Source organism: Tolumonas lignilytica (assembly GCF_000527035.1).
Lineage (GTDB): Bacteria > Pseudomonadota > Gammaproteobacteria > Enterobacterales > Aeromonadaceae > Tolumonas > Tolumonas lignilytica.
In genome coordinates this window covers 245,823-262,986 of sequence record NZ_AZUK01000002.1, presented here as the reverse complement: position 1 = coordinate 262,986, position 17,164 = coordinate 245,823, and the positions used below count along the sequence as shown (strand labels likewise).

At 44.6% G+C, this 17,164-nt stretch carries 16 protein-coding genes and 2 pseudogenes; 12 read left to right on the top strand and 6 right to left on the bottom strand.

The genetic code is table 11. The features are described from left to right. Positions 1–7 precede the first annotated feature (7 nt). From H027_RS0116250 to pxpB, 3 genes are read right to left on the bottom strand one after another with little or no spacing between them, the layout of a single operon-like run. Positions 8–778: a LamB/YcsF family protein gene (locus H027_RS0116250; RefSeq protein ID WP_024873488.1), complete on the bottom strand. Its 771-nt coding sequence runs from the start codon at positions 776–778 to the stop codon at positions 8–10. 15 nt (positions 779–793) lie between these two features. After that, positions 794–1,741, bottom strand: a complete 948-nt coding sequence (locus H027_RS0116245) for a 5-oxoprolinase subunit C family protein (RefSeq protein ID WP_202593504.1) — start codon at positions 1,739–1,741, stop codon at positions 794–796. Further along, on the bottom strand, positions 1,734–2,396 hold the full coding sequence (gene pxpB / locus H027_RS0116240) for a 5-oxoprolinase subunit PxpB (RefSeq protein ID WP_024873486.1): 663 nt from the start codon (positions 2,394–2,396) through the stop codon (positions 1,734–1,736). Before pxpB ends, H027_RS0116245 begins: the two co-directional genes overlap by 8 nt. Before the next feature lie 180 nt (positions 2,397–2,576). On the opposite strand from pxpB, the gene H027_RS0116235 reads away from it, so the two are divergent. The 12 genes and pseudogenes from H027_RS0116235 (at position 2,577) to H027_RS0116190 (ending at position 13,780) form a co-directional block, all read left to right on the top strand. Continuing rightward, positions 2,577–3,089 carry a winged helix DNA-binding protein gene (locus H027_RS0116235; protein WP_024873485.1) on the top strand — a complete coding sequence of 171 codons (513 nt, stop codon included), beginning with the start codon at positions 2,577–2,579 and terminating at the stop codon, positions 3,087–3,089. A gap of 200 nt (positions 3,090–3,289) precedes the next feature. Beyond that, on the top strand, positions 3,290–4,093 hold the full coding sequence (locus H027_RS0116230; protein ID WP_237657990.1) for an ABC transporter substrate-binding protein: 804 nt from the start codon (positions 3,290–3,292) through the stop codon (positions 4,091–4,093). A gap of 61 nt (positions 4,094–4,154) precedes the next feature. Next, positions 4,155–4,796 (top strand): annotated as a pseudogene (locus H027_RS19410) (amino acid ABC transporter permease); the annotation flags it as partial. 138 nt (positions 4,797–4,934) lie between these two features. Next, positions 4,935–5,714 (top strand): amino acid ABC transporter ATP-binding protein, encoded by a 780-nt coding sequence (locus H027_RS19405; RefSeq protein WP_237657995.1) that lies wholly within the window; start codon positions 4,935–4,937, stop codon positions 5,712–5,714. After that, entirely contained in the window at positions 5,698–6,366 is a 669-nt protein-coding gene (locus H027_RS0116220; RefSeq protein ID WP_024873482.1) for a GntR family transcriptional regulator, read from the top strand. Before H027_RS19405 ends, H027_RS0116220 begins: the two co-directional genes overlap by 17 nt. 2 nt (positions 6,367–6,368) lie before the next feature. Next, positions 6,369–7,238, top strand: coding sequence for an urea carboxylase-associated family protein (locus tag H027_RS0116215; protein ID WP_024873481.1), 870 nt, complete (start codon positions 6,369–6,371; stop codon positions 7,236–7,238). Between the two features lie 72 nt (positions 7,239–7,310). Continuing rightward, positions 7,311–7,519: pseudogene (locus H027_RS18735) on the top strand (IS5/IS1182 family transposase); the annotation flags it as partial. Between the two features lie 155 nt (positions 7,520–7,674). Continuing rightward, the gene (locus tag H027_RS0116210; protein ID WP_024873480.1) at positions 7,675–8,832 is read left to right on the top strand and encodes an iron-containing alcohol dehydrogenase; all 1,158 of its coding nucleotides are present in this window, start codon (positions 7,675–7,677) and stop codon (positions 8,830–8,832) included. An 18-nt stretch (positions 8,833–8,850) separates the two neighbouring features. Then, on the top strand, positions 8,851–9,183 hold the full coding sequence (locus H027_RS0116205; protein ID WP_024873479.1) for a DMT family transporter: 333 nt from the start codon (positions 8,851–8,853) through the stop codon (positions 9,181–9,183). 64 nt (positions 9,184–9,247) lie between these two features. Then, the gene (locus H027_RS0116200) at positions 9,248–10,180 is read left to right on the top strand and encodes a LysR family transcriptional regulator (RefSeq protein ID WP_024873478.1); all 933 of its coding nucleotides are present in this window, start codon (positions 9,248–9,250) and stop codon (positions 10,178–10,180) included. 58 nt (positions 10,181–10,238) lie between these two features. Beyond that, entirely contained in the window at positions 10,239–11,975 is a 1,737-nt protein-coding gene (locus tag H027_RS0116195) for an ABC transporter ATP-binding protein (RefSeq protein WP_024873477.1), read from the top strand. Beyond that, positions 11,975–13,780, top strand: a complete 1,806-nt coding sequence (locus H027_RS0116190; RefSeq protein ID WP_024873476.1) for an ABC transporter ATP-binding protein — start codon at positions 11,975–11,977, stop codon at positions 13,778–13,780. The genes H027_RS0116195 and H027_RS0116190 overlap by 1 nt, the downstream gene beginning before the upstream one ends. 47 nt (positions 13,781–13,827) lie before the next feature. On the opposite strand, the gene H027_RS0116185 is transcribed toward H027_RS0116190, so the two are convergent. The 3 genes from H027_RS0116185 to H027_RS0116175 form a co-directional block, all read right to left on the bottom strand. After that, positions 13,828–15,015 (bottom strand): MalY/PatB family protein, encoded by a 1,188-nt coding sequence (locus tag H027_RS0116185; protein WP_024873475.1) that lies wholly within the window; start codon positions 15,013–15,015, stop codon positions 13,828–13,830. Continuing rightward, complete coding sequence (locus H027_RS0116180) at positions 15,008–15,865, bottom strand: DUF3737 family protein (protein WP_024873474.1); 858 nt, start codon at positions 15,863–15,865, stop codon at positions 15,008–15,010. Before H027_RS0116180 ends, H027_RS0116185 begins: the two co-directional genes overlap by 8 nt. A 231-nt stretch (positions 15,866–16,096) precedes the next feature. Further along, complete coding sequence (locus tag H027_RS0116175; protein WP_161632474.1) at positions 16,097–17,050, bottom strand: alpha/beta hydrolase; 954 nt, start codon at positions 17,048–17,050, stop codon at positions 16,097–16,099. Positions 17,051–17,164 lie beyond the last annotated feature (114 nt).

Genomic DNA, 17,164 nt, shown 5'->3' with positions numbered 1-17,164 from the left:
TGCGACTTCAAGTGGGAAAGGCATACATTGCTTTAATTTCCACACCAGCCTGTAGCAGCGCTGCTTTCACTTTGTGTGCAAAGCTCAAGGCATGTGCACCATCGCCATGAATACAGATGGTGTTTGCTTCAAGTTCAACCCACTCCCCTGTGACTGCCTTCACGCGGTTTTCCGTGACCATCGTCAGTACCTGCTTCACCGCGTCTTCATCCGATTCCAGCAGGGCATTTGGATGTGAACGAGGTGTCAATGAACCATCAGCCTGATAAGAACGATCGGCAAACACTTCACTCGCCACTTTCAGGCCAGCAGCTTCACCAGCACGAATGAGTTCGCTGCCAGCCAAGCCATACAACACCAGAGAGGCATCGATATCTCGCACAGCGCGAGCAATCGCATCAGCTAATGCACGATCTTTTGCTGCCATGTTATAAAGTGCGCCATGCGGTTTGACATGATGCAGACTCACACCTGCGGCCTTTGCAAACCCAGCTAAAGCGCCGACCTGATACACCACCATGTCATAGGCGTCCAAAGGGGTGATCTGCATATTCCGGCGACCAAACCCGACTAAATCAGGTAAGCCCGGATGCGCACCAATGGCAACACCTTGTGCAACTGCAGCCGCCAGTGTTTTATGCATCACGCTCGGATCACCCGCATGAAATCCGCAGGCGATATTGGCCGAACTCACCAGCGGCATAATCTGCAGATCGGTGCCCATTTGGTAAGCGCCGAAGCTTTCTCCCATATCGCAATTTAAGTCAACTTGTGCCATTTCTGTATCCCTAGTCTATGTTTTTGCCGACAACGCCAGAGAGATGCGGGTCAGATAAAGTTGTTGCTGTTGTTTCGCTTGCACAGCCTCAGTTAGACTCACTTTCTCGAAATGAACAAAGGCGCCAGGCCGTAATTGCCCTAATTTCCACAGATCGGATTGAATCACGCTGGCAATTCGTGGATAACCGCCCGTTGCTTGAGCTTCTGCAGCCAGAATGATTGGTTGACCGTTCGGTGGTACCTGAATCGTGCCAGGGAAAACACCATGCGATAGGAGATCACCCGATTCACGACGGTGCAGCGTGTCGCCTTCCAGACGAAATCCCATTCGGTTACTGTCTGCCGTGATCTTCCAGCCCTGAGAGAAAAAAGCATCCTGGACCGATGGTTCAAATTGTTCTGCCTCCGGGCCAGCTAACACACGTACCACCTGATTCAGGACCGGCAGTAATACACCACGCGTTTTCAGCTGTTTCGGATTTTTCTTACCAATTGGTAATAGATCACCGTTTTGTAATTTACGCCCCTGCCAGCCGCCAAAACCGCCTTGCACATCCGTTGCCCGAGAGCTCATCAAAACTGGTACAACAATGCCACCATCGAATGCCAGATAAGCACACAAACCGTTGCGGGGCATATTGATGAAGAGTTCGTCACCAGCCCGAGCTCGCTTCGTCCAGCCCAGATGAACCGGCTTGCCATTCAAGGTGGCGAAACATTCACACCCCGCCAATGCAAACCAGATTTCTTTTAAAAAACGAATTCGCGTATTGCCGAATAACATCTCAAGCCCAGCGGCATCATCAGCATTCCCGACCAGTCGATTGGCAATCCGTAATGACAAACCATCTAACGCTCCGGCACGGCTGACACCCTGATGACGCGAACCATAGCGCCCTAAATCCTGTACTGTCACAAGTGGACCAGCCTGTATAATTTCAATCAGTTTGCTGTCAGGCATGAGCCACCTCCGTCACCACAAACTTCACTCGGTCACCCGGCATCCACAGTGATGGTTCATCTCTCGACGGATCAAACAACACGACATCGGTATGACCTAGGATCTGCCATCCACCCGGAGATGTTTTTGGATAAATTCCCGTCTGAGCGCCACCAATAGCAACTGAACCAGCCGGTACAGCTTGTCTTGGTGACGAACGGCGTGGTGTTGTGAGTTCTACTGGCATACCACCTAAATAAGCAAAACCCGGCTGAAATCCAATAAAAAACACGGTGTATTCAGCTTCACTGTGAATACGAATAATCTCATCCACATTCAATCCGGTATGAGCAGCGATATCCGCCAGATCAGGCCCCCACTCGCCTCCGTAACGCACTGGAATCTCCACCAGTCGACCAGACTGAGCAGAAACATTGATAGTGCACCAGCCTTGCTGCAATTCATGCATCAAGCACTCGCCATCCACCCGCGACTCATCAAATGCCAGCGTCAGATTATTCATGCCCGGTACAATTTCGGTGATGCCATCTCTGGCCTGAAAAGAAGCACCCAATGCCCACATGCGCTGCTGTTGTTCTAACGATACGGGCGCTGGAGCCTGGATCGTGATGGCTTGTTCATTCACCCAATAGATTTGGACGGATTCTTTTTTCAATTCTGATCCTCCGCTGTTGCAATACAGCCTTTTCAAACAGAAAAGGCAATTTCGAGGCCACAATTACATTTTATCGATAATTTATAGATATAATCACATCAAAGCATACGCCGACAGATATAAAGTACAAAGAGTCAACCGATGCAGTGTTACACTGAGACATCAACGGAAGGAGTCGTTATGGCAGAGCAGAACATTAAAATTGTCTCGTCTTCACATCTGGTTTCAGAGCGAGCCGGAGAGCTGTCGGAGTTTGAATTTGGTCTGACGGTGTTACATAACGCCTTCAACCGCTGGATGATTCGCTGTATGTCTGCAGCCGGTGAAAAAGAGATGACATCACTTGAAGTTCAATTAATTCACCATGTTACACACAGAGCCACTGCAAAGAAACTGGCTGATATTTGCTTTGTTTTGAATATTGAAGATACCCATATTGCGTCTTATGCATTGAAGAAGTTAGTAAAAATGGATTATCTCTCCAGTGAGAAAATCGGCAAAGAAGTCTATTTCTCTGCCACCGAGTCTGGCGTCGCTTTATGTCAGCGATATCGTGAGATACGTGAACGTTGCCTGATCGAGATCTTATTAGAGACAGGTATCAGCAATGAAGATATTGGAAATACCGCCCAACTCTTACGCATGCTGGCAGGTGTTTATGATCAGGCCGCTCGTGCCGGTGCATCACTTTAAAATCCCACCACTGGTGCAATTGCACCAATTTTTAACAAAATAACTCTTTTTTCTAGCGCTTTGATCTCGTGAGAACAGTATCCACTGCGCTCACACCCTTCATTTTGCTCATTATTTTAAAAATGGCACATCTATTGATATTTGATTGTTGAACAATCTCATTCATCGAAGGGAGTCATATTATGAAAGGAATGCGTTTAATGAAACACTCAATCACCAGCCTTGCTGCGATCGGTTTTGTTGCACTAATGAGTCAATCAGCGTCTGCCACTGAAACGCTAAAAATCGGCACAGATTTAACTTACCCACCCTATAACTACTTAGACGGTAAAGACGCGGCAGGTTTTGATGCTGAGTTTATGCGTTTGATTACAAAAGAGATGTCAGCAACACCAACCTTCATGGATACACGTTTTGCCAACTTGATCATGGGCGTCAACCTGAAGCAGTTTGACGTGATTGCATCCACCCTTTACGTCACACCTGAGCGAGCGAAACAGATCGAATATATCCCTTATATGACAACCGGCGGTGTTTTACTCGCACTGAAAGGTGGCAGTTTCAAACCTCAAAAACCAGAAGAGTTATGCGGTAAGAAAGTGAGCTCCATTCAAAGCGCAGCCTGGATCAGTAAATTAAAAATAGTCTCTGAAACCTACTGTGCAAAACAGGGGTTAGCCGCGATTGATGTTCGTGAATTTCCAACTTCCCCTGAAGCCAGTCAGGCCGTTTTATCTCATGCAGTAGACGCTCAGTTTGAAGATGCTGGTGTGGCAAAAGCTGCAGCAGACAAATCCGGTAAGCTCACATTAACCAGCAACATCATTTACCCAGTGGTTGTCGGTCTGGCCGTGAAAAAAGGCAATACCGAATTAGCTCAGTCACTGAAGTCAGCGATCAGCAAAGCAGAAACAACACCGGAATATAAATCCTTATTAGCGAAATACAGCGTCGCAACACCTAGCGAAGCAGAAATTACCGCCGCATTAAACGGCACGCTATAAGTCATCTCTCGTGAAAAGCCCCTCGATTCATGAGGGGCCGCCAAGCAAAAGGAACGGAACTATGGAATTTGACTGGCCCTATCTGCTCAGCCTGTTTAAAAATCAGGATTTCTGGGATGCATCTCTGCTGGTCGTCGAACTGAGCGTCGCCACTTGGGTTGGCGGTATCATTTTCGGTATGGTATTGGCGCTAGCGAAACAATCCCATTACCGTGCACTCAGTTGGTTATCGGGCACCTATATCTGGCTGTTCCGCAGTTTACCGCTGCTGGTTTTAATCATTTTTATATATAACGTGCCGCAGTTTATTCCTGCGAGTTCAGATTTTCTGTCATCGCCCTTCACAGCGGGCTTACTGGCGATGATCTTAAGTGAATCGGCTTATATTGCCGAAATTCATCGCGGAGGTTTGTTATCCGTTCATAAAGGACAAACCGAAGCAGGCCGAGCACTCGGCATGCGTTTTGTCGGCATTCAGCGTCTGATCATCATTCCACAGGCTTTCAAAATTGCACTGCCTTCACTAGCAAATGAATTTGTCACCATCGTTAAATTAACATCGTTGGTCTCCGTGATTTCATTGGCGGAAATCTTGATGGTAGGTCAGCGCCTTTACACGCAAAACTTTAAAGTAATGGAGACCTTGTTAGCCGTCGCTTGTTACTACGTCTTAATCGTCACCGTGTTTGATCGCTTGATTCACTGGTTAGAACAGTATTTTGATGTAAGCAAACGCGTGGCAAAACCAACAGCTGAACATGAGGTTCGACTCGCTCGCTCTATTTCAATTACACCACCGGTCAAAGCACAAAGAAGTGCGCCGTCACCACAAACCAAAGCGATTTTAGATGCGAGAAATGTTCGCAAATCTTACGGCAGTAAAGAAGTTTTGAAAGGCATCAATCTACAAGTCAAAGCTGGTGAAGTGATTTCAGTGATTGGGCCTTCAGGCTCAGGCAAAACAACACTGATCCGCACCATGAATGGCATGGAAATGCTCAGTGATGGTCAGATCCGTATGCAGGAAAAATCCTTCCTACATCCAACAACAAATGGTCGCCCCGATGAACACTACTACGAGCATATCGAACGCATCGGTATGGTTTTCCAAGGTTTTTACCTCTTCCCACATAAAACAGCTTTAGAAAATATCATGCTGGCACCGGCCTATCACAATCGTGGTTCAGAGAAAGATATTCGCCAATTCGCATTAGCGTTACTTGATAAGGTCGGCCTGCTTGCTCATGCCCATCAATATCCGCATCAACTGTCGGGCGGACAACAACAACGCGTCGCGATTGCCCGTGCTCTGGCAATGAAACCGGCCATCATGTTGTTTGATGAACCAACTTCAGCGCTCGATCCTGAATTAGTTGGAGAAGTATTGAAAGTCATCGAAAACCTAGCCAACGAAGGCATGACGATGGTGATCGTGACTCACGAAATGCAGTTTGCCTTTAAAGTTTCTGATCGCGTTATTTTTATGGAACAGGGTGAAATCACCGCCGCAGGCACACCGGCTGAATTACGCAATTCTGATAATGAACGCCTCTGCCGTTTTCTGGCCAGCCAACAACACGCCTTGAATCAACTGGAGTTACAAGATGTCTCAGCAGCCTGATACCCAATATGACCACCTACCCGCATTTGAACGGGTCGCCAGTCTGATTAGAGATGAACTGATTGCTGGGCAGTTACATGTCGGACAAACCCTAGTGGAAATGGATTTGTCTGAACGTTTTGACACATCTCGCAACACGGTACGCGAAGCTTTGCGCCAGTTACTATGCGAAGGCCTTGTGACTTATCAGCGCAATAAAGGCGTCACAGTTCGCATGATGGCGCGCAGTGACATCAAAGATATTTATATCATCCGGCGTACATTGGAACTGCAAGCCATCAATGGTGGCCGATATATCAAACAAGAAGCACTCAGCAAAATGCTTTCCGCTATCGAAACGGTTGAATCTGCTTCTCGTGACGACGACTGGGCGGCTGCAGCAACCTACAGTCTGCGCTTTCATCAGGCAGTCGTTTCTATTCTCGGTAGCCGTCGCTTTGACAGCTTCTTTGCCAGTGTCATCGCTCAGCTCCGTTTGTTATTTGCATCTGCACCCGACGAAAAATTTTTCCAACAACCGTGGGTTGAACGTGACCGCGCGATCTATCGCTTTTTACAAGCCGGTCAACGTGACGAAGCCGTACAGCTACTTTCTCAATATTTAGACGATTCAGAACAGGCCTTACTGACACTGTTCTCAACCAAGGAGTAATCATGACCGAATTCTATCCGGCGGCTTATCAAGCCAATAAAGGCTCCGCATTAGATGTCGACCGCGACTTTTATCAAAAAATTGCTGATGCCTCAGACAAACGCGAACTCGTCGAAGCGATTCATGTGCCGATCCGTACAGGGCAAGCCTGGGTTGTTCCCGCGGGTCACGTATTCCGAATTGTTGCAAAAGAAGGTGCTCAGGTGGGCGACCTAAATATGTGGAACCTACATAATCCGCGTGAGCGGATGTGGGCATCCCGCACCCGTCAATTACAAGGCGCGCACGTTTCTACCTTTGATCGTCTCTGGTCAAACCTGCCATTTTTACGCCCGATTGCGACCATCACAGCCGATAGTCTGGCCGATTATGGCGTCGACGAACATGGTGGCCGAGTGCACGATTTACTGGGGACGCGTTGTGACCCATATGTGAACAAATTGCTGACAGGCGAAGACTTTGATTTCCACTGTCACTCCAACCTGACTCGTGCCGTAATGCCGTATGGCCTGACTGAATTTGATGTGCATGACGTTTTAAACGTCTTCCAATGTACCGGCTTAAATAGTGATGACATGTATTTCATGAAAGCCTGCCCTGCGAAAAAAGGCGACTATCTGGAATTTTTTGCAGAAATCGATCTGCTGTGCGCCATTTCCACCTGCCCTGGCGGTGATCTTTCGGTTGCCCTTTGGGGGCCAGAGGCCGAAGACCCATTGAAAGTCTGTCGCCCACTTGGCATTGAAATCTACAAAGTTGATGAGAGTTTGCTGAAAGGTTGGGAACAACCAAAATCACCAGCCTATAAAGGCAATCATGGTATGCCATTCCCTAAATGGGAAGATCAGGCAGATACCAATAAAGTTTGTTAGTAGATTTTGTTGATTCAAACGCGAATAACGTCGTCGGTGAAATATCCGGCGATTCTTATATGTCTGATGAATTTGGCTCGTCAACTGTTTGAAATTATCAACCTCCGGCTGATGGATAGTGGTGTCATGATGAAGCATGGGACACTCGTTGATGCCACAATTATTGAAGCCCTAACCTCAACAAAAAACATATAAAATCAACGTGATCCGGAAATGCACCAAACAAAGAAAGGCAATCAATGGCATTTTGCATGAAAGCGCATATCAGCGTTGATGCGAAAAAGTGATTTGACGCATATGTTCTTCTTTTCTAATTCATTGATTATTCCTGTTATAGGAATAGTGAAATTGGAAATGAGTCATTTTCCCTCTCTGTCTATGTCGCAATAATAGCACCTATTGATACCCTTCAATTTATTCTGACACAGGTAGAACAATGAATAATTTTAGCTATCGCAACACAACTCAAATTCATTTCGGTGAAGGTCAAATTGCCAAAATTCGTGATGAAATTCCAGCAGATGCCCGCGTATTAATCACGTATGGCGGCGGTAGTATCAAGAAAAACGGCGTGATGGATCAAGTTCAAACAGCTTTAGAAGGCATCACTTTTTTTGAGTTTGGCGGGATCGAACCAAACCCTCATTTTGAAACCCTGATGAAAGCGGTAGACGTTGTCAAACGGGAAAACATCACTTTCATTCTGGCCGTTGGTGGTGGTTCAGTGATCGATGGTTCTAAATTCATCGCTGCTGCTGCGTTATATCCAACTGATCCATGGGAAATCATCCAGTCTTACGGTGCGAAGGTTACACAGGCGTTGCCTTTGGGTTGCGTATTGACACTGGCAGCCACCGGTTCGGAAATGAATAACGGTGCAGTTGTAACGAAGGCTGCGACTCAAGACAAATTATTCTTCTTTTCCGAGCATGTTTATCCAAAATTCTCCGTGCTTGATCCAACGACGACCTATAGCTTGCCTCCTCGCCAGACAGCAAATGGCGTTGTAGATAGTTTTGTACATGTTGTTGAGCAATATATTACTTACCCTGTGAATGCTAAAGTTCAGGACCGCATGGCAGAAAGTCTGGTGCTGAATATTCTGGAAGATGGCCCGAAAGCACTGGAAAATCCAACGGATTATGATGTGCGAGCTAACTTGATGTGGACCGCTACCATGGCTCTGAATGGTCTGTTGTCTACTGGTGTTCCGGCTGACTGGGCAACCCATTTGATCGGCCAGGAAATCACAGGCTTATATGGTTTAGACCATGGCCAAACATTGGCTATCGTTATTCCTGCGGTATGGACATACAAGAAAGAAGCGAAGAAAGCGAAATTATTGCAATACGCAGAACGCGTCTGGAATATCACAGAAGGTGACGATGATGCTCGTGCTACCGCTGCGATTGAAAATACACGTCAGTTCTTCGAACAGATGGGCGTGAAAACCCACTTGAGTGATTATGGCTTAGGTCGCTCAGCAATCGCGGCTGTCGTCGCGAAATTAGAAGAACATGGTCATGTAAAATTAGGGGAACATGCGGATATCACACCGACTGATGTCGCAGCCATCCTCGAACTTGCACTGTAATCAACCAGGAAACACACCATGCAACAATGGCTAATTTTGCTGATTGCTATCCTCTCTGAAGTGACTGCAACCACCTCATTAAAACTGAGTGAAAGCTTTACGAAAATTGGGCCATCTATTCTGGTTATTCTGGGCTATGGCATTTCATTTTATTGTTTGTCATTAACCCTGAAATCAATTCCAGTGGGTGTGGTGTATGCCATCTGGTCTGGCATGGGGATCTCGCTGATCACCATCGTCGGCTGGATGATGTTTGGCGAACGTCTGAACATTCCAACCTTATTAGGGATCGGCTTGATATTCGCCGGAGTCATGGTGATTAATATATTCTCCGCGCCTCATTCCGCCTGATTGTTTAAGGTACACAAACACCCTGATAGTCAGGGTGTTTTTTCTTTTTTAAAGAGCACAGCTTATGTTTAATCGTCTGGATTATCTGAAAATTTTTTGTGTAGCAGCAGAAAGAAGTACTTTCAAAGACGCAGCCATTCAGATGAATGTTTCACCTCAGGTGATCACGCGTGGCATTAAAGAACTAGAAACCGAACTGGGCGAAATTTTATTTGTACGCAGCACCCGCAATATTAAAATCACCACCTTTGGCGAACAGTTTTATCACAAAGCCAAAGCAGCCATCGCGATGATGGATGATGTTTTCATGAATAACACGCATGACACCTTATCTGTCAAAATCACGGCACCACCCTCTTATGCCAGACCTTTTTTATTACCAGTTTTGAAAAAGATTAACCGTGCTCACCCTGAAATTCGTTTTGATGTTCGTCTGTCGAATCAGATCTCTGATGTTGTCGAAGAAAAAATTGATATTGGCATACGAGTCGGACACCCAATTACAGACAACCGGTTCATCGCCCGCTCAGTCAGTAAAGTAAATCATGTCATTGTTGCGACACCCGAACTTATCGAACGTTTCGGCAAACCACAGACCATTGATGATTTGTCTAAACTTCCGGTGACTGCATTATTTGATAACAACCATAATCACATCTGGAAATGGTTCTTCAAAGACAACCTATGTTTTACACCTGAAATGCCGGTATTTCTAACGGATGATGCTGATGCAGAATTTGAAGCTGTATTAAAAGGAATTGGATTTGGCCAGATATCAGTCTCTGTTGCTGCGCCATACATTCAGCAAGGCTTACTGATCCCAGTGCTGATGGAGTACGACCTGATTGATACGTGGGATGTGTATATTTACCGTCCGCAAAGCGGCCCGGTTCCAACGAGAGTTCGAGTGGTGTTTGATGCATTGGTCGAACATTTTCAGGATCAGAGTTTTATGCCAACTCGTCTTCCTGAATTGAATCTGAAATTAACACCGTAAGTGTTGCGGCCTTTGAATCTACTCAACCAGAAGAGTTTTCCACTCGGAATTAGTACAGATGCAATTATTTCTCCATCTGAAATGGTTTTTCCGTCGTTACTGGCATACCTACACCCTTGCGCTAGTCATGCTGTCTAGCGTTGCACTGTTCAACATGGTTGTACCCTGGTTTATCGGGCAAGCCATCGATCAATTGTTGAGTTCGCGCCAGTTGGTTCATACACAGTTTTACCTGATAGGGCTGGCACTTGCCGGTGTTGCGGTATACCTGCTTCGATATGGATGGCGACGAATGCTCTTCGGCACGTCATACAAACTCGGCAACATTCTCCGACAACAATTTTATGCTCGCCTCACTCATCAGGGGCAAGCCTTTTTCAATCAACATTCAACTGGCGATTTGATGGCCAGAGCAACCAATGACATTGATGCCGTTGAAGTCGCTGCTGGTGAAGGGATCCTTTCAGGCTTTGATGGCTTACTCACCTTTATCTTTGTGTTGGTCATGATCTTTGTCTTTATCGATTGGAAATTGGCTACTTTAGCCATTCTGCCCTTCCCTTTCATGGGACTAGGGTTCTACCGTCTCTCCAATAAAATCCATCACCAATTCAAAGACAGCCTGGATAAATTCTCAACATTGAATGAGCAAACACAACAGGCAATGACCGGTATCCGGATGATCAAATCGATGGGGCGTGAAAGCATCGAAACACAGCAGTTCAACAGCATTGCTGAACAGGCTGCGTTGAGTAATTACCAAGTACAACGTTCAGAGGCGATGTTTGATCCAATCATTCAACTGAGTCTTGGTGCTGCGTTATTGATTGTTCTGCTGGCTGGCGGCTGGCAAATTCATGAAAAACAGTTAACCGTCGGACAACTCACCAGCTTTACCATGTACCTCACTGAGTTGATATGGCCGATGTATGCTTTCGGCTGGCTGATGAATATCATCCAGAGAGGTAATGCTGCGGTGCATCGTTTAGAAACAATATTGAACCTGCCCGATTCCATTCTAGATCATGGTAAAACACATCCCGTTGGATATCGTGTCCGTTTTAACCATGTTTCCTTTTCTTATACTGATGCCGTTCGCCTGGATATTTCCGACGTTTCATTTGATATCAAAGAGGATCAAGTTTTCGGCATTGCGGGCAGCACTGGTGCAGGCAAATCAACCCTGTTGCAGCTATTGATGCGTTATTGGGATCATCAACAGGGTAACATCCTGATCGGGGATACCCCCATTCAAGAGATACCACTGACACATCTCAGATCGCAATATGCATATGTACCGCAAGATGCATTTCTTTTTAGCACCACAATTGCTGAAAACATCCGGATGGGACATCCATCAGCCAGTGATGAGATGATTTTTCAGGCCGCCAGACTTGCGGCCATTCATGACGATATTTTAGCTTTTCCAGATGGTTATCAGACGTTAGTCGGTGAACGAGGCGTTACATTATCCGGCGGTCAGAAACAGCGGATCGCCATTGCACGGGCGCTGATCAGTCAGGCTTCGATCCTGATCCTTGATGATGCACTCTCAGCGGTAGATATTCAGACCGAGAAAATCATTATTCAACATCTGAAACAACGCCAAACGCAAACCCTTATTATTGTGAGTCATCGTCTATCTGCGATTGAACATGCAGATGAAATCATCGTACTGTCACATGGTCGCGTGATTGAACGAGGTAATCATTCACAACTAGCTGCTGGTGATGGTTGGTATGCGCGTATGGCCGCATATCAACAAATGGAACAGGCAATGGAGACAACATCCTGATGGCACAAACGAAACATAAATATCAGGATGACAAAGATATCGGTGCCCTGAAGCTGCTGATGAGCTATGTTTTTGCTGATAAAAAGTTATTGGGAAAAACGGTTCTTCTGGTTGTCCTTGCGACAGCGTTTGATGTTATCGGGCCAATCTTAAGTAAGATCTTCATTGATGATTTTATTGTGCCAGATCATTATCCCCGCATACCGGTTGTTTCAGTGATCGGCTTATTTATTGTCTCAACTATTCTCGGAACTTATCTCAAATATCAGCAAAAAATTAGATTTTTGGATATAGCGCTGAATGCCGTTTTGGATATTCGGAAACGCGTTTTTAAGCATGTTCTGACATTCCCCATGTCTTTCTTTGATTATGCCCGGACAGGTCAGTTAGTCAGCCGGATCACCAACGATACGGAATCAATCAAAGATATCTATGTGCAATTTTTATCCAGCATTTTGGCAAATATGATTTTATTGGTCGGGATACTGATAGCAATGGCGATTTTAGACCTGCATCTGATGCAGATTGCTTTAGTGCTGATCCCAACAGTGATGGCATTGATCTACCTCTACCACCGCTTAAGTGTGAAAGCAGTGACGGAAAGTCGTCAATATCGCTCTGATATCAATGCAACACTGAATGAATCGATTAGCGGAATGGCGGTGATCCAGGCCACCAATCAGCAGCAGAACAAATATGCGCAATTTAGCCACACCAATGAACTGTATTACCAGACACGGCTACAAACTGTCACCATTGGTTCATTACTTTTACGACCTGCAATCAACTTATTGAGCATTTTGATTCTGACTGCGACCATCTGGTTTTTTGGGATGAAAATCGTTCAGGGCGTCGCGGAGATCGGCGTGCTCTATGCCTATCTCAATTATTTAGGTCGTTTTGTGGAACCGTTAGTCGAAATTACGCAGCGATTTAGTCTGTACCAACAAGCCATTGTTGCCGGTAATAGAGTCCATGACCTGCTATTAGAACCATCAACGGCAAAAGAAAACGGTGCCCAACTCAACATAGAACATGGACAACTGACCATTGAGCATCTGAATTTCAGCTACCAATCGAACAAACCAGTTTTGAATAATATTGAGGTTGAGATAAAAGCGGGTCAATTTTGTGCCATCGTGGGGCATACAGGAAGTGGGAAAAGCACGCTGCTAAGTTTACTGCTGAATTTTTATCAACCCCAAACCGGGCGGATCTGTATCGACGGACATCCGCTCACCACATTTCATCACGATACGTTACGTCAGGTGATCGGGTTCATTCCTCAGGAACCTTTCATTTTAGCGACCACGATTTATGACAATATCGATATGGATAGGGATCTTACCGAAGAACAGGTTTATAACGCAGCCAAACAAGCCCATTTACATGATGTGATCATACAGATGCCAGAAGGTTATCAGACTCAACTTGGGGAAGGCGGTTTTCGTTTGTCGACCGGTCAACGTCAACAGTTGATTATCGCTCGAGCTCTGGCCGGTAATCCCAAAATATTATTGCTGGATGAGGCAACTGCTAATGTTGATAGCGAAACAGAACAAGTCGTGCAACAGGCATTGAATCAACTACACGGAAAAGTGACGATGGTTGTCGTGGCTCATCGGCTTTCAACCATACGAAATGCAGATACGATTTTAGTGCTTGATCATGGACACTTAATCGAAAGTGGCCCTCATCAGAAATTAATGGCACTGAGCCATGGTCGTTACAAGGCTATGTATGAACTGCAACAGCAAGAGCAGCGAATTACACAGGTAGATCAGGACGTTAGCATTACTGAATGAAACGTCCGTGATCAGGAATAATCTATTTGTAGATTATCCGGTATTTCTTAGCACTCGCCTATTGAATATTTTTCGGTCAAATAAAACCGGAAACGTTCCAATGCCTCATATAGCTGAGATCTTGGACATGCAATATTCCATCTCAGGAAGTTCTGCCCTGTTTCACCATATACATCGCCAGCCGTGATCCAAAGGTGTTTTTCTGTTTTTAGCTCTTCAGATAACTGATTGGTAGATATTTTAAACGCTGAGCAATCTATCCAGACTAAATATGTTGCTTCTAACGGCAATATTTTAATTTCTGGAAAATATTTATGAATATATTCACAAAGATAATAATAATTATCACAGAGATAATTTTTTAAAGAACACAGCCAATCTGTACTTTCTGTATAAGCTGCAATCAGACCATCAACGGCAAAAGGGGTAATTTCACACACTTCATTGATATTGAGTGCTTTATCAATTTTATTTCGCAATGCAACATTGCTACAGAAAATATTAGCAACATGAAGCCCTGCTAAATTAAAAGCCTTACTCGGTGAAGATAAAGTCACGGAGTTCTCGAGAAATGCATCGCCCAGGCTGGCAAAAACAATATGAGCCTTTGGTTCGTAGACTAAATCACAATGGATCTCATCAGAAATTACCATAACTCGATGTCGAAAACAGATCTCCCCTAACCGTTGTAACTCTTCGACGGACCAACTCCGTCCAACCGGATTATGCGGATTACAGAGAATTAGTAGTTTCGTTTTGGGGTCAGCCGCTTTCTGTTCTAAATCATCAAAATCAAATTGATACCTGCCATCGCAGTACAGGAGTGAATTATCAACCAGCTCACAACCATTGTTGGCAATCGATGAAAAGAAACAATTATAAACGGGCGTCTGCACGATCACCTTGTCACCGGGAACTGATAGCGCCTTGATCACGGCAGATAAGGCCGGGACGACACCGGTTGTGAACAATATATGTTCTCGGGGAACATCAAACTGGTGCTGCTGCTTAAACCAGTGCCTCACTGCTTGAAAATAAGTATCAGGAACTTTGGTATAGCCAAATACACCATGCTGAACCCGTTTCATCAAAGCATCGGTAATTGCAGGGGCGGTACGAAAGTCCATATCCGCCACCCACATGGGTATCAGATCATCCACAGGAAAAGAATCCCATTTATAACTGGCGCTCGACTTCCGGATGACGGGCAAGTCAAATTTTTCATCATCATGCATGAACATGTTTCCCGGCAATGATGATTTCACAACCACCCGGGTTTCGAACATGTTCATCCATAATGATTTCACCGATACTGTCCGCGCGAATATAACCCGCAATCGGGTTTTTAATGCTATGAATATGACCTTGAATATCCGCTTTTACCGTACTGTATTCAAAAGCGAGGTCGGTATTTACCATGGTACAGTTTTCCAGCACCAGATTTTTGGCATAGCAAAGTGGTTGTGTTCCGGAAATAGTACAATTAACTAGTCTCAAATTTTCAGAATACCAGCCTAGATATTCACCATCTAAAACAGAGTTATACACAGTGACATTTTTGGTATTCCAAAACGCATCTTTTGAGTCAAAGTTTGAATGATATACTTCGACATCATACGCATCCTGAAAAGAATAATTTCCCTGTAAATGATATTTGGTTGCTTTAATATGATGTCCATTCATGAAAACATAATCAGCTCCCGTCATGCTCACATTATTTAATTCAATATAATGACAGTTCCACAGGCATTCTGATGCATTATTCATCGTTGTATCTTCCAAATGCAAATGGGATACAGAACGGAACATTTTAGGAGCATCTACAACACATTTACTCATTTTAAGATGATCTGTGTACCAAATAGCAGCTCGGCTATACATACTGAAATGACTGTTTTCTATAGTTACATTCTGACAGTGCCAAAATGGATATTTAGCCATGAACTCACAATTAATTACATTGATCGAGGCTGATTCTTTGAGTGGCGATTCACCTGGATAGAACCTAACGTTGTCGATCAATAAATCTTTACTTGCATATAATGCGCGCTCTCCTTCATAGAAGGAGTCTCTGATAATATTCATTTGTTTTCCTGCTGATTAATAGTCTATTATCTTTATAATAAATTTATTTTTTTATTAGATCAGCAAGTGAGTCGGAATTGTCAATTCCTCAAACAGGAACAAATAGTAATTCCATTTTATATGAAAATTTTCATCGCCGAGTTTTTCCACGCATTACTAATAATAAAGCCACCGACCTAAGTTCGGTGGCTTATAACCATTAACCACACAATTCATTGCTAAACGTCAAATCTACAGATGCTGCTGAATGAACTGATCGACGATAGTCAGCATGTCTTTACTCCAGAACGGTGCACCTCCGTGGTCAGCACCATTGATCTGATACATCACCGCATCTTTGTTATTTTTCTTGAGTGTATCGAACATCATGACACTCTGACCGAACGATACTAACCGATCTTTATTACCATGTGCGATCAGAATTGGCGGAATTTTTTGGTCTTTCGCTACATAATTCATCGGCACAGTGGGTTTTACTTTGTCAGGATTATCTAAAACATTAACCCCTCCCAAGAACATACCTTCCGGGCTTTTATCTGTAATATGATCCCAAGTAGACGGTTCTTTGTTCATTTTACTGATGTCAGTCGGACCATAGAAATCAATGACCGCTTTCAGTGAAATCGGATCTTTATCCTGCCCTTCATCATCAAATTTATTTTGATTCACGGTCACTGCCGTCATTAATGCTGTATGGCCACCGGAAGAATCACCCCATAATACGATTTTCGACGTATCGGCATTATATTTCTCACCATTCTTTTTCATAAAACGAATCGCTGTTTTGGTGTCTTCAATTTGCGCGGGGAAACCCGCAACAGCTGAGTGTCTGTATTCGACAATCGCGATGACATAGCCTTTTTTAGCCATTTTGGCTAATTGCGACATGCTATACATATCCTGTTTCATCCATGCTGATCCTTGTACATAAACGATCAACGGATATTTAGGTGCTGATGTTGCGCCAATTTCTTGGGCTGGCATCAATATATTCACATGAAGCGGCATACCTGATTTCTGTGCATATTCAACCTGAGTAAATGCGGTAACGTCTGGATCTGAAAAGTCAGCCTGGATGACCTTCATGCCATCGGTATACGATTTACTGACAGGAAATTCGGCCAGCGACATTGGTTTTGGCTCAATCACCTTGGAGTGATCTAATATTGTCTGCGCGCTTGCCATTGTACTTACTCCTAACAGGATAACGGCCAGTAAATGATTTGAACCCATTTTTACTCCTCCATTGTAGCCACATAAAAATGTCGATATAACTGATGTTTACTTTAAGTTCTTGTG